The 21,285-nt window shown below is 57.9% G+C and carries 18 protein-coding genes; 12 read left to right on the forward strand and 6 right to left on the reverse strand.

All coding sequences use genetic code 11. The features are described 5' to 3' along the window. Positions 1 to 346: 346 nt before the first annotated feature. Positions 347 to 2,347: a threonine--tRNA ligase gene (thrS, locus tag KCG46_RS03920; protein ID WP_218404009.1), complete on the forward strand. Its 2,001-nt coding sequence runs from the start codon at positions 347 to 349 to the stop codon at positions 2,345 to 2,347. 18 nt (positions 2,348 to 2,365) lie between these two features. Next, positions 2,366 to 3,112 (forward strand): sulfite exporter TauE/SafE family protein, encoded by a 747-nt coding sequence (locus tag KCG46_RS03925; RefSeq protein ID WP_218404010.1) that lies wholly within the window; start codon positions 2,366 to 2,368, stop codon positions 3,110 to 3,112. Positions 3,113 to 3,291: 179 nt separating this feature from the next. On the opposite strand, the gene KCG46_RS03930 is transcribed toward KCG46_RS03925, so the two are convergent. Then, positions 3,292 to 4,275, reverse strand: coding sequence for an agmatine deiminase family protein (locus KCG46_RS03930; RefSeq protein WP_218404011.1), 984 nt, complete (start codon positions 4,273 to 4,275; stop codon positions 3,292 to 3,294). A gap of 50 nt (positions 4,276 to 4,325) precedes the next feature. Next, positions 4,326 to 6,026, reverse strand: coding sequence for a M28 family metallopeptidase (locus KCG46_RS03935; protein ID WP_218405287.1), 1,701 nt, complete (start codon positions 6,024 to 6,026; stop codon positions 4,326 to 4,328). 78 nt (positions 6,027 to 6,104) lie between these two features. Here KCG46_RS03935 and glnE point away from each other — a divergent pair, with 78 nt between their 5' ends. The 8 genes from glnE to KCG46_RS03975 all read left to right on the forward strand — a co-directional run bounded on the left by glnE (position 6,105) and on the right by KCG46_RS03975 (position 16,695). Beyond that, positions 6,105 to 8,867, forward strand: a complete 2,763-nt coding sequence (glnE, locus tag KCG46_RS03940) for a bifunctional [glutamate--ammonia ligase]-adenylyl-L-tyrosine phosphorylase/[glutamate--ammonia-ligase] adenylyltransferase (protein WP_218404012.1) — start codon at positions 6,105 to 6,107, stop codon at positions 8,865 to 8,867. A gap of 3 nt (positions 8,868 to 8,870) precedes the next feature. After that, entirely contained in the window at positions 8,871 to 9,344 is a 474-nt protein-coding gene (locus tag KCG46_RS03945; RefSeq protein WP_218404013.1) for a peroxiredoxin, read from the forward strand. 8 nt (positions 9,345 to 9,352) lie between these two features. Beyond that, positions 9,353 to 10,144 (forward strand): ferritin-like domain-containing protein, encoded by a 792-nt coding sequence (locus KCG46_RS03950; protein ID WP_218404014.1) that lies wholly within the window; start codon positions 9,353 to 9,355, stop codon positions 10,142 to 10,144. Positions 10,145 to 10,304: 160 nt separating this feature from the next. After that, on the forward strand, positions 10,305 to 11,027 hold the full coding sequence (locus KCG46_RS03955) for a M23 family metallopeptidase (protein WP_255551754.1): 723 nt from the start codon (positions 10,305 to 10,307) through the stop codon (positions 11,025 to 11,027). Between the two features lie 228 nt (positions 11,028 to 11,255). Continuing rightward, entirely contained in the window at positions 11,256 to 12,794 is a 1,539-nt protein-coding gene (locus KCG46_RS03960) for an acyl-CoA synthetase (protein ID WP_218404015.1), read from the forward strand. Continuing rightward, a complete protein-coding gene (locus KCG46_RS03965) occupies positions 12,794 to 14,086 on the forward strand; it encodes a cytochrome P450 (protein WP_218404016.1) in 1,293 nt (430 codons plus the stop codon). The genes KCG46_RS03960 and KCG46_RS03965 overlap by 1 nt, the downstream gene beginning before the upstream one ends. A gap of 209 nt (positions 14,087 to 14,295) precedes the next feature. Further along, positions 14,296 to 14,937 carry an OB-fold-containig protein gene (locus KCG46_RS03970; RefSeq protein ID WP_218404017.1) on the forward strand — a complete coding sequence of 214 codons (642 nt, stop codon included), beginning with the start codon at positions 14,296 to 14,298 and terminating at the stop codon, positions 14,935 to 14,937. Between the two features lie 24 nt (positions 14,938 to 14,961). Then, on the forward strand, positions 14,962 to 16,695 hold the full coding sequence (locus KCG46_RS03975; protein ID WP_218404018.1) for a flotillin family protein: 1,734 nt from the start codon (positions 14,962 to 14,964) through the stop codon (positions 16,693 to 16,695). 72 nt (positions 16,696 to 16,767) lie between these two features. Here the strand turns inward: KCG46_RS03975 and galU are convergent, their stop codons facing one another. After that, a complete protein-coding gene (gene galU / locus KCG46_RS03980; RefSeq protein WP_218404019.1) occupies positions 16,768 to 17,649 on the reverse strand; it encodes a UTP--glucose-1-phosphate uridylyltransferase GalU in 882 nt (293 codons plus the stop codon). A 115-nt stretch (positions 17,650 to 17,764) separates the two neighbouring features. Here galU and murA point away from each other — a divergent pair, with 115 nt between their 5' ends. After that, on the forward strand, positions 17,765 to 19,048 hold the full coding sequence (murA, locus tag KCG46_RS03985) for a UDP-N-acetylglucosamine 1-carboxyvinyltransferase (RefSeq protein ID WP_218404020.1): 1,284 nt from the start codon (positions 17,765 to 17,767) through the stop codon (positions 19,046 to 19,048). On the opposite strand, the gene KCG46_RS03990 is transcribed toward murA, so the two are convergent. Next, positions 19,045 to 19,281, reverse strand: coding sequence for a ribbon-helix-helix domain-containing protein (locus KCG46_RS03990; RefSeq protein WP_218404021.1), 237 nt, complete (start codon positions 19,279 to 19,281; stop codon positions 19,045 to 19,047). The two genes, murA and KCG46_RS03990, sit on opposite strands and share 4 nt — an antisense overlap. Positions 19,282 to 19,556: 275 nt before the next feature. Here KCG46_RS03990 and KCG46_RS03995 point away from each other — a divergent pair, with 275 nt between their 5' ends. Further along, entirely contained in the window at positions 19,557 to 20,312 is a 756-nt protein-coding gene (locus tag KCG46_RS03995; RefSeq protein ID WP_218404022.1) for a helix-turn-helix domain-containing protein, read from the forward strand. A 42-nt stretch (positions 20,313 to 20,354) separates the two neighbouring features. Here KCG46_RS03995 and KCG46_RS04000 read toward each other — a convergent pair whose 3' ends face one another. Further along, complete coding sequence (locus tag KCG46_RS04000) at positions 20,355 to 20,567, reverse strand: TIGR03643 family protein (protein WP_218404023.1); 213 nt, start codon at positions 20,565 to 20,567, stop codon at positions 20,355 to 20,357. A gap of 41 nt (positions 20,568 to 20,608) precedes the next feature. Then, on the reverse strand, positions 20,609 to 21,271 hold the full coding sequence (locus KCG46_RS04005; RefSeq protein ID WP_218404024.1) for a PilZ domain-containing protein: 663 nt from the start codon (positions 21,269 to 21,271) through the stop codon (positions 20,609 to 20,611). Positions 21,272 to 21,285 lie beyond the last annotated feature (14 nt).

Consider the following 21,285-nt stretch of genomic DNA (forward strand, 5'->3'; position numbering starts at 1 on the left):
TGGAAAGCATACTTGTCATCGATTCGCCCCAATGTCAAGTACACTTTCCAAAGTGGAGCGGTTGCTTTCCTTTGTGGCGCGCGAAGGGTGACATGCTGCTTACGCAACCCTATCTCTGTTCGATGGCAAACCCGCTCACCACCACTACGACCACCACCCCGGATTTCCGGGGTCGGGTGTGTGTGGGTTGATCAAATCAGCCTGCCGCCCCCGGCTCTGGCCGCTTTGGGGCGGCGCGGCGGCCTCCCAAATCCGGTAAATTGTACAAACGCCGCTTCAAGCGCACGCCTTGCTGTGCCAAAGGCCCATAAAAGCAAGACAACGCGCAAACCAATTTGGATAGAAGATGACCGAACTGCTCAAAATCAGCCTTCCCGATGGTTCCGTCCGCGAAATGGAACCGGGCAGCACACCGTATGATGTTGCTGCAGCGATTGGCCCAGGCCTAGCCAAGGCTGCGCTTGCTGCTCGCGTGAACGGTGAAGTTCGCGATCTTGGCCGTCCATTCGAGGGCGACAGCGAACTCGCTTTGATCACGTCGAAAGACGAGGAAGACGCGCTCGAACTGGCGCGGCATGATTTTGCACACGTCCTCGCTGAGGCGGTGCAGGCGCTGTACCCCGGCACTCAGATCACCTTCGGTCCCGCGACCGATGACGGGTTTTATTATGACGTGATGGCGCCGGCCAGCCGCGAACCGTTCAGCAGCGAAGACCTGCCTGATATCGAAGCGAAGATGCGCGAAATCATCAAGGCAGACAAGCCGCTGCGCCGCGAGGCATGGTCACGCCAGCAATTGATCGAAAAGTGGGAATTCGAAGGCGAGGCGTTCAAGGCTGAATGGGCCAAGGAACTGCCCGAGAACGAAGAGCTGACGGTCTATTGGTCGGGTGATGACTGGCTTGATATGTGCCGAGGCCCGCACCTGCCCTCCACCGGAAAACTGGACCCGCAGGCGTTCAAGCTGATGCGGGTTGCGGGCGCATACTGGCGCGGTGATCAGGCGAACGCGCAGCTGACGCGCATTTACGGCACCGGCTGGCTCAACAAGAAGCAGCTCAACCAGCATTTGATGCGGCTTGAAGAAGCCGCCAAGCGCGATCACCGCAAGCTTGGCCGCGAGATGGACCTGTTCCACCTTTCCGATGTCGCGCATGGCAGCGTGTTCTGGCATCCCAAAGGCTACCGCATCTGGCGCGAGCTTGAGAGCTATATGCGCCGTAAGATGGATGGCAGCGGATACCGCGAGATCAAAACGCCGCAAGTAATGGATGCGCGCCAGTGGGAGCAATCCGGTCACTGGGGCAAGTACCGCGAAAACATGTTTGTGATCCCGGACGAAGTGCCAAACACCGAAGATGATGGTCCCGTTATCAGCGGCGAAGCCGACTGGATGGCGCTAAAGCCGATGAACTGCCCCGCGCATGTTCTCGTCTTCAAACAAGGCATCACGTCCTATCGCGATCTGCCGATCCGCCTCGGCGAGATGGGCTGCTGTCACCGCAATGAACCGCACGGTGCGCTGCACGGATTGATGCGCGTGCGTCAATTCACGCAGGATGACGCGCATATCTTCTGCACCGAAAGCCAAGTGGTCGAGGAAGTGCGCAAATTCTGTGAGATGGCAGACGCCGTCTATCAGGACTTCGGTTTCAAATACGAAATCAAACTCGCCACGCGGCCTGAGCAGCGCTTTGGCTCCGATGCAGATTGGGACAAGGCCGAGCAGGAATTGCGCGATGCCGTGGCCGAAGCGGGCATGGCGACCGAAGAGTTTGGCTGGGAAGAATTGCCGGGCGAAGGCGCGTTCTATGCGCCGAAGCTCGAATGGCATTTGACCGATGCGATTGGCCGGACATGGCAGGTCGGCACGATCCAGTCGGACCGAGTGCTGCCCGAACGTCTGGATGCGACCTATATTGGCGAGGACGGCGGCAAACACCGCCCTGTCATGCTGCACCGTGCGATCTTTGGGTCATACGAGCGCTTTATCGGCATTCTGATCGAGCATTATGCAGGCCGTCTTCCTGTCTGGCTTTCACCGGTTCAGGCGGTTGTCGCACCAATCGTGTCGGACATTGATGGCTACGCTGAAAAAGTCGAAGCGACGCTGATGGCCGCCGGTCTTCGTGTGAAGAGCGATCTTCGCAATGAGAAGATCAACTACAAGGTGCGCGAACACAGTCTCGCGAAGGTTCCGCATATCCTTGTCGTCGGCAAACGCGAGGAAGAAGAAGGTAAGGTCACGATGCGGACGCTGGGCGAGAAGGATCAGAAGGTTCTGACGCTGGATGAGGCGGTGGCGTTTCTGAACGCAGAAGCCACTCCGCCTGACATGCGCGGCTAGACTGGGTTAGCGGGGCGCATGGAACTTCTTGCCAGCTATGGCGCCGCGCAGATCGCGGTGGCTGTCATCGCGACATTTGCCTCCGCTTTTATTCGCGGCATGGCCGGGTTTGGCATGGCGATTGTTCTTGTGCCGATTCTGGCGCTGGCACTCACGCCGATTGAAGCTGTGCTGATCATCAATTTCCTCGCTCTGTTTATTGGATTGAGCGAACTCAGGATGTTCCTGAAACATGCCGAAAAGTCAGCTTGGATCATTGGCGGACTTGTTTTGATCACGACCGCACCGGGCCTGATGGTCCTAGCGGCCACGCCGCCTGATCTGGCACGCTTGCTGATCGCGCTGGTGGCTCTGTCTGCGTTTGGCCTGATCTTGTTGCCGACGCGTGAGGCTAAAATGCCGGGGCCTGCAACGACTGTTTCTGCAGGTATCGTCAGCGGATTGCTGACAGGTTTTGCAGGTATGCCCGGACCGCCGGTCGTGCCTTATTACGTCGGACGAAAGATCGCTCGCGAGATTGCCAAGGCATCCATGCTTGCGATCTTTACCGTCGCCGCATTTGCGGGACTGGTTTCAGGCTATGCGATTGGCGAACTTGAATGGCGATTGCTGTGGCTGGCGCTGCTGCTCTTCCCCGCCGTGCTGCTTGGCAACTGGCTCGGCAGCCTCGCCTTCGGCAAGGTTAGCGATACCGTCTGGCGTAGCTTTGTGGCGTTTGTGCTGGCGGCGGCGGCTTTGGCCGCTCTGTTCAAACTGCTTTACTGAGCTGCTAAAACGGGAGCGGTTGACCGGCGAGGATCAGCGCCAATCCACAAGACAAAACAATCGCGCCACGTACGATATCGAGCTGGCGTATGCGCGCAGCCTCGAAAGCGTTTCTTGAGATGGCGATTGCTTTGATCATCGTGCCGCTTTCGCGGCAAAATCCTAACGAGACGTTAAGACTATCGCTTCGCGCTGGGCATTTGTTGGCTGGCGCAATGAAAACCGCCTCCGCCGGCGAGCACAGCATCAGCGGGCAAACCAATGCAGTCGCGGTCGGGGAACAGCGCGGCAATTGCGGCAACACCGTCTTCGTCGTGAGGGGAGTCGAAGGTTGGAACCACAACCAAATGCGTGGTGATCGCGAAATTGACGTAACTTGCGGGCTCAATTGCACCATCGCGGGTGATCAAGCCGGGTGAGGGAATGCGAACAACCTCCACGCCGAACGCATCTGCTCGCCGTGCAGCATAGGCATAAATCGCGGCATTGGGATCGTCGCCCGCCCTTGCTTCTGGAACCACCAACCGGTTTGGCCCGACAAAGCGCGCGAGATTGTCGACATGGCCATCGGTGTGATCGTTGATCAGCCCTTCGCCAAGCCAGAGCACACGGTCAAAGCCGAGTGCTTGCTCTAGCTCCGCCTCGATTGTGTCGCGCGACATGGCGGGATTGCGGTTCGGACTGAGTAGGCACTGCTCCGTAGTTGCGACTAGGCCTGTTCCATCGCCATCGATCGCTCCACCTTCGAGGATCATCGATGATGCGGTCATCGGCAACCCGGCATCACGGGCAAGCTCTGCTCCGATGCTCTCATCGCCGGGCATTTCATACTTGCCGCCCCAGCCATTGAAGCCGAAGCGCCGCGCCGAGCGCTGACCACCCTCGATCACGACCAGAGGACCGGTATCTCGTAACCAGACATCGCCGTAAACACGCTGATCGAGCGTCACTTTGCTGCTGACCAGTTTGCGCGCCTGCACTTCGTTCGCCTCGTCTCTGACAAGCAAGCGAACCCCTTGCCCGCTTGTCGCCACCGCGCTCGCAAAACCGGCAATCTGCTTCTGCGCAGCCTCAAGATAGCCGGGCCATTCATCGGCGAGATGCGGAAAGCCGATCCATAGCCAGTCCTGAGGTGCCCATTCGGGCGGCATAAGGACGGCCATAGATCGGCTCTCTGTACGTTTCTGTCGCGCTAGGTTCTTTTCAGTGCCGCTCAGCAGCCCTGATCGGAACTCGCACAGCTTTCATCGCGGGTGGCTTTGAATTCGTCACCCTCGTTCCAGTTCGGCCAGCTGGTGCTTGCCGCCATACTGCGTCCGATGCGGTAGAACAGTTGGAGGTCCGCCATCACGCCTGACCAGTCCCACTCTTCGTTGAACTCGTCTTTCGGGCCGTGATACCGGTTTTCGGTGTAGTCCGCCGCCACGGCCGCACCGGCTTCGGTGCCGCCATCGATCAAGTCTTCACCGCCATCAATGTACAGCATCGGAACGCCCTGTTTCGCGAAGGCGAAGTGGTCTGAACGGTAGTAATATCCGGCTTCCGGTTTCGGATTCGCTGTGGCCACGCGGCCATCGGCCTGAAGCGCGGCATTCATGAACCAGTCGAGCTGCGATTTGCCAGGGCCTACGACTGTTACGTCTTTGGCTGGGCCAGCAACCTGGAATGCATCCATGTTGATGCCGCCAACAGTCTGGTCGAGCGGGAAGACGGGATTCGAGGCGTAATAATACGCGCCGAGCAGGCCGGATTCTTCGGCAGTGACCGCAAGGAACACGAGGCTGCGGCGCGGTGCGCCTGCTTTCGCATGCGCTTCGGCCAGAGCGACCAGAGCCGCGGTGCCGGTGGCGTTATCGACGGCTCCGTTGCAGATATCATCGCCATCAGGCGCTGCCGGACAGCGGCCCAGGTGGTCCCAATGCGCGGTGTGAATGACATATTCATCGGGCGCCTCGCTGCCCGGAAGTACGCCGATCACGTTCTGCGATTCGAATGTGCGAATGTCGTTTTCAAAGCTGGTCGAAGCGGTCATGCCGAGCTCGACAGCTTGGAAATCCTGGGTCTTTGCAGCGGCGGTCAGCTCGTCCAGATCCTGCCCGGCTGCGGCCAGCACTTCGCGGGCCACTTCTTTTTGCACCCAGCCATTCATGGTTGTGAATGTTGGAGCGTTGTCGCCGCGCTGGGGATATGCCTGCGCGCCTTGCCAGCTCGATTCGACCACGTTCCAGCCATAGCTTGCCGGTTCGGTATCGTGCACGATCAGCACGCCTGCTGCACCCTGACGCGCAGCTTCTTCGTATTTGTATGTCCAACGGCCATAAAACGTCATGGCTTTGCCATTGAATTTGCCGTCGAGGCCTTCGGTTTCCCAATCAGGATCGTTGACCAGCACGACAACGGTTTTGCCGGTTACATCGACACCTTCGTAATCGTTCCAGTCGCGCTCTGGTGCGTTGATGCCGTATCCGACGAAGACCATTTCGCTGTTTGCAAGCTGTGTCTGCGCGTCTTCACGGTAGGTCACTCCGACCCATTCGCTCGCAAAATCATAAACAAGATCGGTCTCACCATTGGTGATGGTGAGCGGCGCAAAATTCTTGCCGGTAATCTCGACGAGCGGAACTTCCTGTACCCAGCTGTCGCCATTGCCCGGCTGAAGGCCCGCAGCTTCAAAACGCTCGGTCAGAAGCGCAACGGTTTTTTCCTCGCCCGGTGTGCCCGGCATCCGGCCTTCAAACTCGTCGCTTGAAAGTGTGCGGGTGATGTCGATCATGGTGGCTTCGGAAAGCTCGCCTGCCTCAACCTCTGGAATGTCGAGATCGGAGGCAATTTCGCCGCCCATCACCATGCCATCACATGCCGTCAGCGCAAGCGCGCCTGCGACAAGCCCGGTAAGACCGGTTATGCGTTTCATCATCGGGGTAGTCCTCTCGTCCAAAATAGTCAGGCGCTTCTCTTGCAGAGCATCGGAGGCACTGCAAGAGAGGGGACGATGAGCGCAGCTGAATATGCAGATTGGAATGGTGCCCTGAAACGGGCTGAGGCGCACGCGCCCTTTCTCGCGCGTGCGCTTGAAAGGCAGCCTGATTTGCGGGCGCTTTTGGCAGCAGGGAAAACCGATGCCGCGTTTGAGTGGGCTCGTATGCGCGGCATCCATGAAGATGTCGGGACAGGTTTGCGGCGAGAGCGTTTGGCGCTGGCCACGACCGTGGCAATTGGCGATCTGGCTGGTGTATTCCCGCTGTCCAAAGTCGTCGGCGAGCTAAGCGGATTTGCGGATCGAGCACTAGACCGTGCGATCAGGACTGCGATGGATGACCGTGCGGGCAAAGGCGAACCTGACGGCTTTATTGCGCTTGCTCTAGGGAAACAGGGTTCGGGGGAGCTCAATTACTCGTCCGACATTGATCCGATCTTGCTTTATGATCCGGCGACTTTGCGTCGGCTCGACAGCGATGATCCAGGTGATGCAGCCCAGCGCTATGCTCGCCGCATCGTCACCTTGCTGAGTGAAAATACAGCGGAGGGATATGTTCTGCGCGTGGACTTGCGGCTCCGGCCCGCAAGCGAGATCAGCCCGATGGCGGTGCCGCTTGGTTCGGCGCAGTCGCACTATCAGGGCGCAGCGTTGGCATGGGAGCGGGCGGCATTTATTCGCGCGCGGGCCGCGGCGGGTGATATCGCGGCAGGTGAGCGTTTCCTTGAGAGGATCCGGCCATTCGTCTGGCGCAGCGCCCTGGATTTCGGCGCGATTGAGGAAATTCGCGAACTCACACTGCGTATTCGCGAAAGCTATGATGGACCTGTTCTCCCCGGACCTGGCTTTGACGTAAAGCGCGGGCGTGGTGGTATCCGCGAGATTGAATTCTTCGCGCAAACGCATCAATTGATCCATGGCGGCCGCGACCCGAGTTTGACCGTCAGAGGCACGCGCACAGCGCTCGACGCGCTGGCAGCGGCGGGCCGGATTGACTCGCAGCACACCCTGATCCTTGGCGAAGGGTATGACCGTTTGCGCACTATCGAGCACCGCTTGCAGATGGTGAATGACCGCCAGACCCATTCACTGCCCGAAGGCGATGCTTTGGATAATGTTGCACTGCTCGACGGGCTTAAGGATGGCGCGGAATTGGTTGCCGAATTGACCGCACTTTCCGAGCGTACGGGGCGCATTTATGAAGAACTGATCGGGCAGGCCGCCCCCGTTCAAATGCCGGTTCCGAAGCAATCGGAACTCGCCGTGCTGCTTGGAGCAAAAGGTTTTGCTGATCCAGAAGCACTGGCGCAGCGTATTGATGGCTGGCGCGATGGTCACTTTGCGTCATTGCGATCTGAGGCGGCGATTGATGCGTTTGACCGTCTGCTGCCCGCATTGCTTGATGCGATTGCAGCGAGCGATGATCCTGACCTCGCGATCACGCGCTGGGAAGGCATATTGGAACGCGCGCCGTCTGCGATCACTCTGTTCCGCTTGTTAGCCGCCGAGCCCGCCGTGTTGGACAGATTGGTCGCCACATTGACGCTAACCCGTACATTGTCGGATGAACTCGCAAGGCGCCCCGAATTGCTCGACACGCTGCTCGATCAAAGGGCACTGGAACTGCCTGGCCCGGTAGAAGACGTTGTGGCGAGCATTGAGCGCGCCGCTATCCGCCCCGATTATGAAGCCAGCCTCGATGCTATCCGTTCAGTGACAGGGGACATCCGCTTTGCACTGGGTGTTCAGTTGATCGAAGGAATGACCGATCCGCTTGAGGTTGCGCGTGCTTTGTCGCGCACTGCGGAAGCTGGATTGCAGGTCGCGATGCGCGAGGCGGAGGCTGAGTTTGCTCGCACGCATGGGCGGATTGAGGACAGTGAATTGCTGGTCCTTGGCCTAGGCAGATTGGGTGGCGGCGCTCTCACCCATGCGTCTGACCTTGACATTGTTTATCTGTTCACTGGCGATTTCACAGCGGAGTCTGATGGACCGCGTCCGCTCGGTGCGACGCATTACTTTAACCGGTTGGCTGGCCGTGTCACCGCGGCGCTTTCAGTGCCGACAGCGCAGGGCGCGCTTTATGAAGTCGACACGCGATTGCGGCCGCAGGGCGCGCAAGGCCCGCTTGCAGTCAGCTGCGACGCATTCGCCAAATATCAGCGCGAAACAGCATGGACTTGGGAGCATATGGCGCTGGCACGTGCACGCGTGCTGACTGGATCGGCTGCCGCTCGCGCGGATCTCGAGGGGCTTCTTGAAGAGGTCCTGCAAAGCAAGCGTGATCACGCACAGCTGTACGAAGCCGTCCGTTCAATGCGATCCGAAATGGCGAAGCATAAACATCCGCGCGGGCCGTTAGATGTGAAGCTGCGGCGCGGCGGCTTGGTCGATCTAGAATTTGCGGTGCACTACCTGCAATTGAAAGGGCGGATGAAGGATGGCTCTGTACTGGTCGATCCACATCCGGACGCGTTCGATCCCGATCTTGGTACCGCTGTAAGCGCTTTGATCGCTGCTGATCTATTGCCCGCTGAAATTGGCTCTGCGCATGACGTAATGACGCGGGCGCTGGTTGCAGGCCGCTTGCTCGCTCCTGACACTTTTGAGCCCCCCCGCAGCGCGGCAAAGGCCCTAGCCTTGGCATGCGGCGAGGAAAGTTTTGCTGATTTGCTGAGCGCTCTGGATGCAGCGCGGCAGGAGGTGGCAAAGGTTTGGAACGCGATCTTCGGTGAAGCGCTATCTCTCGAAGATGTTAGTAATGATGGAATGGAGTGAAGTATGAGTGATTTTCCCGCAGTCGGCGATGTGATGCCTGATATCGAAATGGGCACACCAGAAGGCGGCACCGTCAAAGCGTCCGATTTCAAGGGCAAGAAGCTGGTTGTGTTCTTCTATCCTAAGGACAACACGCCGGGCTGCACAACTGAAGCGAAAGACTTCACCGCTCTTAGAGCTGCCTTTGACGCGGCGGGCACCGAGTTGCTTGGCGTGAGCAAGGACAGCGCGAAAAAGCATCAGAATTTTATCGCTAAGCACGAACTGACAACGCCGCTGGCAACCGACACTGAGGAAGGCGGATTGTCAGACACGCTCGGCATCTGGACCGAGAAACAGATGTACGGGAAAACTTATATGGGCATGGTTCGCTCTACCTATCTGGTCGATGCTGACGGCATTATCACGCAAGTGTGGAACAAGGTGAAAGTCAAAGGCCACGCCGATGAAGTGCTGGCGGCTGCAAAGGCGCTCTGACCCTAGCGATGCAAAGCCTGTCTTCCGCAATTCACGCAGCATTGATGACTGCCGAACCGCGCGCCAAGTGTTTCGCAACCCGTGATGTCGCGCGCCGCTGGCGGCGCGGCGAGTTGTCTTGGCAGTTTGACGTCACGATGCCGGAATACCCTGCTCGCCCGGACGAGCCTGAGCTGCTTGCCCCAAACAAAATGCCAAAGCGCGGCAAGTTTGGTTCCGAGCGAGCACGGATCGCCTTGTGGCATTCGCTGGCGCATATCGAATTTGTCGCGATTGATTTGGCGCTGGATATGGCGGGCCGGTTTGGCGAACAAATGGGTGACGAGTTCGTTTCTGACTTCCTCTATGTCGCTGCCGACGAAGCGATGCATTTCGCGTTGCTTGACAGAAAGCTGAAAAGTCTCGGCAACCATTATGGCGCATTGCCTGCTCACGGAGGGTTGTGGGAGGCGGCGCATACCACCCGGCATGACGTCGCGGCCCGGCTGGCGATCGTACCGATGGTACTCGAGGCGCGCGGACTTGACGTCACGCCAGCGACGCTTGATCGGGTGCGCGCAGCTGGCGATGAACACGGTGCGAGAATTTTGGCACGCATTCTTGACGATGAAATTCGCCACGTCGGATTCGGTACCAAACACTTTATGCGATTTGCTGAAACCCTAGGGAATCCGCCAGAATCGATGTGGAAAACCCTCGTTCAGCGATACTTTAGAGGCGCCGTTAAGCCGCCATTCAACGACTCAGCCCGTCTTGCAGCCGGTTTATCGCGCGAATTCTACGCCGACATTGCTCTTTAAGATTTACGGCCGATAACAATTTTCAAGGCGAAGACGCACCTATGCTGACTCGTGATTATGCAACGCATGAATATCCGATCAGTGCCAAGGGGTCGGCTATTTTTTCGTTACAACGTATTCAAAAGGCGGGGCAAACCTCGCAAGCAAGGGTCGGGTCGCAATGAAGTTTCTTTTCAGCGGAAAGATGGTGAAAGTCGTTAGCGCAACAGCGGCTGCTGCTGCGCTTGTCGCGACTGCTCCGGCCTCGGCTAGTAATGCCGCAAATACGGCGAACACCAATAACACCGCTGCCGCCGACATCACTCAACCGATCGAAGAAGCGAAATCTGAAAGTCTGAAATCAGGTGATCCGCGCTTCCGTCAGCTGTTTGCCAGCTGGACTGCGCTTGATGAAAAAGGGCCCGGCGCCCCTGTTACTCAGCAACCTGTTGTTTCCGTCCCATCACGCAGCCCGCTTGCCGGTGCTAAGCTGACCAGTGGTTACGGCATGCGCAACCATCCGGTGCTGCGCCGCCGCGCGCGTCACAAAGGCGTCGATCTGGCAGCTCCGACCGGTACGCCGATTTATGCAACTGCCGATGGTATTATTGAGCGCGCAGACTGGTTCTCCAGCTATGGCCTCTACATCAGCATCGATCACGGTTCCGATCTTGAAACCCGTTATGCCCATATGTCACGTTTGGCTGTTGCCGCCGGTGATGCAGTCCGCAAAGGCGATGTGATCGGCTATGTCGGCTCAACCGGCCGCTCAACCGGCCCGCACCTTCATTATGAAGTTCGCGTTGATGGGGTTGCGGTCAATCCAATTCCTTATATGATAGAGCCTGAAACGCAGGTTGCAGCGTCTGAACAGACGAAGCTGACCGGTCGCGGCGGCCAGTAAGCCGATAAGAGATAGCTCGCTGAAAAGCGGGTTCGGACATTGGAGAGGGTGTCCGAGTATAGGCGGCGGGTTTACCCGCCGCCTTTTTTGTGTGCGCTGTGTTCGCGGCTACCTCCGCGCCTTCGAAGTCCCGATTTCGCTTGAGTGCGGCTCTCCCGCCGTTAGGTTTCATTTTGAGAGTGAATCGCGTGTGCCCTTGATAGGGTCTGCGCAAGGGAGAGAGAATATATGAGTCTGCACCCCATTACCCATGCGCAAACGAGGCCCAACCACCCCGCTATCATTATGGCGGGAAGCGGGAAGCAGATAAGCTTCGGAGAAATGGATGTGGAGTCTAATCGCTTCGCTCAATTGCTGCGCGCGCGCGGACTTGGTGCCAATGATGCATTCGCTGTGCTGCTCGAAAACCGGATCGAGTTCTTCACACTGGTATGGGGATCGCAGCGGGCAGGCACGATGCTGGTGCCGATTTCCACTCGTCTGACCGCGCCGGAAGTCGCCTATATCCTCAAAGATAGCGAAGCGAAGTTTCTGATCACCTCAACCGCGTTTGATGATGTGTTGGGTGATATCCGTGCAGCCTGCCCTGACATGCCAATGCTGGTGATGGATGCAGGTGATGATAGAGATTTCGCGGCGCAGCTGGCGGTTCAAAGTGCGGACCCGATCGCCGATCAATGTGCTGGGCTTGTCATGCTTTATTCTTCCGGTACGACGGGGCGGCCCAAAGGCATTCGTCCTGCACCGCCCGAAGACCCTGATCCATTGGCGCCGAACCCGCTGATGGGACTGGCGATGATGGGTGCCGGGATGCCCGCCGATGGATCAATGGTCTATCTCTCGCCTGCGCCGCTGTATCATGCGGCCCCCATTGGATGGGCCTCAACCGCGCACCGTCTGGGCGCAACCGTTGTCGTGATGGAGAAGTTCGAGCCGGAAACGGCGCTCCAGGCCATTCAGGATTACAAGGTGACCGACAGCCAGTGGGTGCCAACTCATTTCGTGCGCTTCCTGAAGCTCGATCCCGCAATCCGCACCAAGTACGACCTTGCCAGCCACCAGCGCGCTTTGCACGCGGCAGCCCCGTGCCCTGTTCCGATCAAACAAGAGATGATCGAATGGTGGGGGCCGATCGTGAACGAATATTATGCCGGCAGCGAAGGCATCGGCATGACTCTGGTCAAGTCCGAGGACTGGCTCACGCATCTCGGTACTGTTGGCAAAGCGATTTATGGCACATTGCATGTTTGCGGTTCAGACGGAGAGGATGTCCCGGCAGGTAATGACGGGCTGATATATTTCGAGAATGCCCTACTGCCGACCTATCACAATGATCCGGACAAGACGCGTGAGGCGATGCATCCAAAAGGATGGATGACGCTTGGTGATATTGGCCATGTCGATGAAGACGGCTTCCTGTTCCTGACAGACCGAAAAAGCCACATGATCATTTCAGGCGGAGTGAATATCTATCCGCAGGAGATCGAGAACCTGCTCGTAACGCATGACAAGGTGATGGACGCTGCTGTGATTGGTGCGCCCTGCCCCGATCTGGGCGAGAAGGTCGTCGCTGTAGTGCAGCCGCTCGATATGGGTGATGCGGGCGAGGCTCTCGAAGCGGAACTGCGTGAATTCCTTGCTCCGCAACTGGCGCGGATCAAGATGCCTAAGCTGTTCGATTTTCGGCCTGATTTGCCGCGTGAAGCCAACGGCAAACTGTATAAGCGTGAACTGCGCGACGAATACGAAGCCGAGGGCGCAAGCTGATGGCAAGCGTCCCGACACTTAATGCCGAAGATGGCCGCGCAGTCATTGATCCTGCCAGCTACGCGGATTGGGATAATTTGCTCGACCGGTTCGATACCATCAGGTCTCAGTCTCCCGTCGTCCGAGTGGCGGGCGTAGACGACGTCCATCGCCCGTTCTGGCTGGTGACCGGATATGACGAAGTGATGCAGGTCTCAAAAGACAATGCGACGTACCTCAACAATCCGCAGACGGTGGTCTTCTCGCTGAACGAGGGCATTGCTTTTGCCAAAGCGATGACCGGCGGCAGCGAACACATGGTTGCCAGCCTCGTCACATTCGATGCGCCGATCCACATGAAATATCGCAAGCTGACCCAGGAATGGTTCATGCCCAAGAACCTCAGGACGATTGAAGGCGAAATTCGCGCCATTGCGGAGCGCACTGTTGACCGGATGCTCGCCGCTGGACCAGACATTGACTTCGTAAAGCAGGTTTCCGGGCCTTATCCTCTGCATGTAGTGATGCAGATTCTGGGCGTGCCGGAGGAAGACGAACCGCGCATGCTGATGCTGACCCAGCAGATGTTTGGCGGACAGGACGAGGATCTCAACCAGTCTGGCATGGCGGCGATGACGCCGGAACAGATCACGCAACTTGTCGCGGGCGCTGTGAAGGATTTTGAGGCCTATTTCGCAGGTATTACCGCCGAAAAGCGCGTCAATCCGACGTCAGATGTCGCCAGCACTATTGCCAATTCTGTCGTGGACGGTTCCCCGCTGAATGATCGCGATATGATGGGCTATTACATCATTTTGGCCGCTGCGGGGCATGACACTACTTCCGCGTCTACCGCAGGTGCGATGATGGCACTGGCGCATGATCCGGAGCAATTCGCGCGGGTTAAAGCGGACCGTTCTTTGCTGGCAGGTATCGTTGAAGAGGCGATCCGTTGGACCTCTCCCGTGCAGCATTTCATGCGCACCGTCGCAAAGGATACGCAGCTCGGCGGGCAAGAGCTGAAGCAGGGCGACTGGCTAATGATCAACTATGTTGCGGCCAATCACGATCCGTCGCAGTTTGAGGATCCACGGCGGTTCGATGCGGCGCGTTCGCCCAATCGACATCTCGCGTTTGGAGCGGGCGCGCATCAGTGCCTGGGCCTGCATCTCGCGCGTTTGGAAATGCGGATATTGTTCGAAGCACTGCTGGACCGTATCGAGAGGGTTGAACCTGCCGGAGAGGCGCATCGTTCAAAGAGCACTTTCGTCGGCGGACTTAAATCGCTTCCCCTGCGAATAACGTCAGCATAAGCTTTGCATTTGGGGACGATTCGCAACAATACAAGTAGTATCGTGCAACAATTGTTCGTCATACGTATTTATCGAACGCAAAGTTCGATTTTTGTATCATTTTTGCGAAACATGTGTTAATGCTCTGTTCATGGGAAAAATCAGGAAACAGTTCGTTGCAGTCTTTGCGGCTCCTTGGTTTTGGGCGGGTGCTTTGCGGGTGAAATCCAATGATCCTGCTTGAACCGCACAACTTGCCATTTGCGGCTTCGTTAATCGCGTTGTTCATCATCGCGGCGTTGCAGATTATCGGCGTGGGCGACCTTTTCGAGGGTGCTGACGATATCGAAATTGAAATCGACGCCGATGTGGCTGACGGATTGGAGGCAAGCGGCTTTCTCGATGGAGTGTCGAGCGTGCTCGGCCTCGGCCGGGTGCCATTCCTGATCTGGCTATCCAGCCTGTTGTTCGTATTCACGACAACTGGCGTTTTCGGGCAATGGATTATTTCGAGCCTTACGGGCTCGCCATTGTCCGCAGGCTTCGCTGGGCTTCTGGCTGCAGGAGCGGCGCTACCGCTCAACGGTCTGGCCGTGAGGCCGATCGAGAAAGCGCTGCCGAAGGACGAGACAACAGCTGTGGGGCTGCAAAGCCTCGTCCGGCGCGATGCGGTGATCCAGACGGGTACTGCCCGATCAGATTCACCGGCACGCGCGCAAGTCAAAGATGCTTTCGGGCATCCCCATTTTGTCATGGTCGAACCGCATGATCCACAAGCGGAATTGATCGAGGGCGAGACGGTGCTTCTGGTGCGCCGCGAAGGAGAACTCTTCTTCGGCGTGCGCTACGAAAGCCCGCTTCTACAGCCCTGAATTGTTTGAACTATTGGAGGGAATATGGATCTTTTAACACTCGCAATGATTGTCGGCGGCGGAATCGCGCTGCTCATCATCATCTTTATCATGCTGACGACGCTGTATCGCCGCGCCTCGAAGGAGATCGCGTTTGTGCGGACCGGTGTGGGCGGTGAAAAAGTCGTGATGAATGGCGGCGCATTGGTGCTGCCGGTCTTTCATGAGACGATGCCGGTCAACATGAACACGCTGGTCCTGCCAGTGGTCCGCCGCGATACAGAAGCGTTGATTACGCTCGACCGCCTTCGGATCGACGTGAAGGCAGAATTCTACGTTCGCGTTCGTCCCGATGCAGGTGCCATCGCCATGGCCGCGCAGACGCTGGGTCAGCGCACAATGCAGCCGGAAATGCTGAAAGACCTCGTCGAGGGTAAATTTGTCGACGCGCTGCGGTCTGTTGCAGCGGGCATGAGCATGAACGAGCTGCACGAACAGCGCGCAGACTTCGTGCAAAAGGTGCAGCAAGTGTCCTCAAACGACCTTGCGATGAACGGTCTTGAACTTGAGTCGGTATCGCTGACCGGCCTTGACCAAACCAGCATCGAGCACTTCAACGCCAACAACGCGTTTGACGCCGAAGGCCTTACAATTCTGACCGAGCAGATCGAAGCGCGTAAAAAACTGCGTAACGATATCGAGCAAGACACGCGTGTTCAGATGGAGACGAAGAACCTCGAGGCTGATCAGCGATCCTTCGAGATCGGGCGTGACACTGAATACGCTCGCCTCGGCCAAGAGCGCGAAGTGGAAATCCGCCGCGCATCACAAACCTCGGAAATTGCACGCGAACAGGCCGAGCGTCAGCGCGAAGCCGATGCGGCGCGAATTGAAGCAAAGAAGCAAGTTGATGCACAGCAGATTGAGGCAGACCGCCTTGTTGAAGAAGCCCGGATTGATCAGGTCCGCGCGCTCGAAATTGCGCGGCAGGAACAGCAGATTGCGGTTCAGAACAAGTCTCGCGAGGAAAGCCAAGCCAAGGCTGAGGCCGATGCGGCCCGTGCCAAAGCCGTTACTGCTGAAGAGCAAGTTGTGACTTCGCGGGAAAGCGAGATCGCTGAACGTCAGAAGAAGATCGAACTGATCGAAGCTGCGAAACAGGCGGAGCGTGATGCGATCGGCATCAAAGTCGAGGCTGAAGCGGAGAAAGACGCCGCAACCAACCGCGCGGAAGCTGCTCGAATGGAAGCCAAAGGTGATGCAGACGCAGAAATTCTGCGCGCCGAGGCAGATCGTGTCCGTTTCGAAGTCGAAGCGGCCGGTCAGGAAGCCATCAACGAGGCTGCGAATATCCTTTCGATGGATCAGATCAGCCTGCAGACGAAGCTTGCCCTGCTGAAAGTGCTGCCTGAGGTTATCCGTGAAAGCGCCAAGCCGATGGAAGCAATCGACTCGATCAAGATCGTGCAGGTCGACGGCCTTACCAATGGCGGCGGCTCATCGGGTGGCGGTTCAACCGGAGGTGCCGGCGGCGGCTCGGGAAACCTAGCCACTGACGCCGTGTCAGCGGCCCTGGCTTACCGCGCTCAGGCGCCAGTGTTGGACGGGCTTATGAAAGAGCTTGGCCTCAACGGGTCCTCGCTCAGCACGTTGGTTGAAGCGGCTGCCGAAGATCCGGAATCGGATGCAGCGAAAGCGTTGTCGGGACTAAGCCCGGACATCAGCTTTGAAGACGATGGTGCAGGCGAAGAGCCTGAGTCAGACGAACCCGCCGAATAAGCGGCCTAGCCAAAACAAAGCCCCGGGGATGCACGCTGCATCCTCGGGGCTTTGTTTGCATCGCGCGAGGCCTTATTTCAGCAAACGCTCCGCCATTGCGCGAACCTCTGCGCCCATATCGTCGCGCTGCAGCGCCAGCGCGAGCGTGGCCTCGACAAAGCCCAGCTTGCTTCCGCAATCATACCGGTTGCCGTCAAACGTCACGGCGTGGAATGCCTGATCGCCTATCATCTTGGCCATCGCATCGGTCAGCTGAATCTCGCCGCCTGCGCCCTTGCCTTGTGTTTCGAGAGTGCGCATGACTTCGGGTTGGAGGATGTAGCGACCCGACACGATCTTGTTTGACGGTGCCTCCGCCACAGGCGGTTTCTCGACGAGACCTGTTACTTCGGTCAGAGCTCCGTTTTCCGCCCCCGGCTTGATCACACCGTAGCTGGAGACTTCCTCCATCGGCACCTCCAACACGCTGATCAAATTGCCGCCGACCTGATTATAGGCGTCGACCATCTGCTTCATGCAGCCGGTGCCGCCTTGTTTTCCGATCATCAATTCATCGGGAAGGAAGATCGCGAATGGTTCGTCGCCAACGATTGCCCTTGCGCACCAGATTGCGTGGCCGAGGCCCATCGGAACCTGCTGCCGCACCGTGATGATATCACCCGGCGTCGCGCGGGTCGCATCCAGCACGGTCATGTCTTTGCCGCGCTCGCTCATCGTGTCTTCAAGCTCGTATGCGACATCGAAGTGCTCAACGATGGCGGTTTTGCCGCGCCCCGTGACGAAGATCATCTGCTCGATCCCCGCTTCGCGCGCTTCGTCCACCGCATATTGGATCAGCGGGCGGTCGACGATGGGCAGCAGTTCTTTCGGGATCGCCTTGGTCGCGGGAAGGAAACGCGTGCCGAGGCCCGCGACAGGGAATACAGCTTTTCTGATAGGTTTTGGATTGGTCATACTGGTCCGATTACGGTCTAGGTTAAGCCCTAGTCAACTGGTGGGCGGGCATTGCAAGGATATGACGCGCTTCATGCATTTGCGTGAACGGGCAAAAACATTAAAGGGGTTCGCCATGGACAAACTCATTATTCGTGGCGGCAACCGCCTTTCGGGCACTATTCCGATTTCCGGCGCAAAAAATGCGGCGCTGACATTGATCCCATGCGCGATCCTGACGGAGGAGCCGCTAACGCTGCGCAATCTGCCACGTCTGGCGGATATTGACGGGTTTCAGCATCTGATGAACCAGTTCGGGATCACAACGGCGGTTCAGGGGACAAGGCCGGAAGATTTCGGCCGCGTTATGACGCTAGAGGGCACGCGGATAACGTCCAGCGTCGCGCCGTATGATTTGGTGCGAAAAATGCGCGCGTCGATCCTTGTGCTTGGCCCGATGCTGGCGCGGATGGGCGAGGCGACCGTTTCGATGCCGGGCGGCTGCGCAATCGGCAACCGTCCGATTGATCTTCACCTTAAAGCGCTGGAAGCCTTCGGAGCCGAGATTGAACTGACCCAAGGTTATGTCAAAGCGATGGCACCCGATGGCGGTTTGCCGGGCGGTGATTTTGATTTTCCTGTTGTCTCTGTCGGCGCCACCGAAAACGCGTTGATGGCGGCGGTGCTTGCCAATGGCACGAGCCGTTTGACCGGTGCAGCGCGGGAGCCGGAAATTGTCGATCTTTGCAATCTGCTGGCCGCGATGGGTGCGGAGATCGAAGGGATCGGATCATCCGACCTCACGATCCACGGGGTAAAGCGTTTGAACGGCGCGACCTATAAGGTCATGCCCGACCGGATCGAAGCGGGTTCCTATGCCTGTGCGGCGGCGATCACGGGCGGCGATGTCCGTCTCGAAGGGGCGAGCGCGCATGATATGAGCTCAACGCTCACCGCGATGCGAGAGATCGGCCTTGAGATTGAGGAAGACGCGAAAGGCGTGCGCGTTGCAGCGAACAAGCCGCTTCAGCCCACCAATCTGACCACAGCGCCATTCCCCGGCCTCGCCACCGATATGCAGGCGCAATTGATGAGCCTGCTGTGCAAGGCAGAGGGCACCAGCGTGCTCAAGGAAACGATCTTTGAAAACCGTTTCATGCACGTGCCGGAATTGACCCGGATGGGCGCGGATATCGAAACCGAAGGCCGCACCGCAATCGTTAAAGGCCCCGTCGATCTGACCGGCGCCGAAGTCATGGCGACCGACCTGCGCGCTTCGATGAGCCTGATTATAGCGGCGCTCGCGTCAGAAGGTGAAACGCAGGTGCGCCGCATCTATCACCTTGATCGCGGATACGAGCGGCTGGAGGAAAAACTGCAGTTGGTGGGGGCAGACATCGAACGCGTGGGCGACGATTAAGGTTTTTCCCTACTAACCAACCACACCCGAATAGCGCTTGCTAAGCCTGGCGGGGTTTCCGCCTGAATGCGCTCCGCGTCGATCCGGGCCACGATGGCGTTAATCGGGACGTCTTGTTCCTCGGCCACCGCACGCAGCATGTCCCAGAATAGAGGTTCAAGTGAGATGCTGGTCTTGTGACCGGCAATCTCGACCGATCGTTTTACGGGTGGGTGATAGAGCGGTGTCGTCATTTCGGTTGCTGTTAGCAGCTGTAGGACACACATGACATATCAGGCCGGGTGTCATGTGTGCCCTACACAGCAGACCCATGATTTTCTTGGGGAAAGCTGTGTAGGACACAGGTGACAACTGTCCAACTCAAACGCGGATCGACGATTTCAAAGAACAGACAGTGCCATAGCCGGTTGCGCCGAAGTAGGAAAACGAGGGCGGGCAGCGCGGGACTTGCCCGCAAATACAAATTATTCGGGGTGGCGGCGAAAGCCTGTGAAGCTACCGTGGAAAGATGGATCCCGAGCCAGAAATCCTATCCGACAAGGAAAAGCAGACGCTGCGGCTAATCGTGCGCGGTCACGATGCAAAATCGGCAGCGCGTGCGCTCGAATTGTCGGTGCATACGATCAATGAACGCTTGAGGGCTGCACGCCGAAAGCTGGGCGTTACGAGCAGCCGTGAAGCCGCGAGAGTCTTGTTTGAAAGCGAGACGGAGACATACGAAAAATCTGGATACAAGCCTTTTGGGGATGCCGATTTGCAGGCACCAACCGATGATCCTTCCACCTTAGAAAAGGCCCGAAGACCGGCCTATTGGATTGGAGCAACGATCATCATGTCTATTCTCGCTATCGCTATCGCAATTGCAGTCACCATCGCCGGAACCGCGCCTCAAGACCGGCCGACTGGCGAACGAGCCTCGGCAATCGAACAGGCCCAGCTTGAACTGATAGAGGAAGCGGCGCGGGATTGGCTGCGACTAGTCGATGCAAGCGATTGGCAGGGTAGCTTTGATGCGGCCGGTCAGTCGTTCCAGGAACCCAACACTGTCGCGACATGGCGCAGCGCATCCGAGCAAGCCCGCGTGCCGTTAGGCGCGATGGTAAAGCGGGATGCGACTATAACCGAATTCGTCAACGCGCCGCCGCATGGCTATTACATCGCGAAATTCCGCACGACGTTTGAAAAACGCGAGGACGCTGTCGAAGCGGTTACGCTTGAGCTTGAAAATGGCGGATGGAAAGTTGTCGGCTACGTTATCGATTGATCGCAATGCCTGACCTAACGTGGGGCCTGACCCGGCGCGGGCTTACTTGTAATGCTCGCGCCGGTCTGAAAAATCGCGCACACGTTTGCGCCATGTCCGGTAGCTGCCTGGTTTGATGTTTTCACGCATCAACACTTTGACCTGCTTTTCAGCGAGGCCAAACTGCGCTTCTATCTCGGCAAAGGCGATATGGTCGCTAAGCGCCATCTCTATGACCGCGCTGATTTCGGCTTCGCTGAGTTCTTGTGTCGACATAACTGGAGAAACTCGAATGCGCCGGTTTTGTTCCAGCCGGTTTACGCGGCGCGGGCCTTGCCAAAGCTCGAAGTGTTCGGCGTTTGGAACGGAGCATCAAGCGGCTGTAGCGCAAGCGCAGCGCCTGCCAATTCCTCGATGGAAAGCGGATGCTGGAATTTCATTCCGAACCGGTTGTCTTTTTCCCAAAGGATCGAGCCGAGCGCTTGCGGGAAGTCACCAAAGGAAAAACCAACCAGACGGTGCATCTGGTGATTGGCGCTGCTTTCAAACTGCGCGCCGCCGCGTGACAGATTGATAAGCTGCACATCTTTGCTCTCGCTGCCGTCAACAATCACCGCGCGTGCGGCAATTTTCAATCGAATCGGTCGGGCGTCGAATGTTCCGGTGCCAGCGGCAAAATCGTCAAGCTGCACTTCGCCGGCGAAGCGGTATCCGGCGCGGCGTTTACCGGTCCAGACCCGCTCAATCGGGAATGTCAGTAGGTTTTCCAGCTGGAGGAGCAGGCGCGGTTCAGGCGGGGGTGCGTGCAAAAACCCCAATCCTATATCCATGGCCGAACAATCGTCCATCAGACACAGATATTCGCCGCTTTGGCCCACAATCTTCGCAGGGCGATCGCCAAGGTTGACGCGTTCCGGTTGGACGCGGGCTCTCGTGCGCCGCCCCATTTCGGACGGTGATAGACTTTGCTTTGTGGCCATCGAAACTTCCCCCA

This window comes from Erythrobacter crassostreae (assembly GCF_019204045.1).
GTDB classification, from domain to species: domain Bacteria; phylum Pseudomonadota; class Alphaproteobacteria; order Sphingomonadales; family Sphingomonadaceae; genus Erythrobacter; species Erythrobacter crassostreae.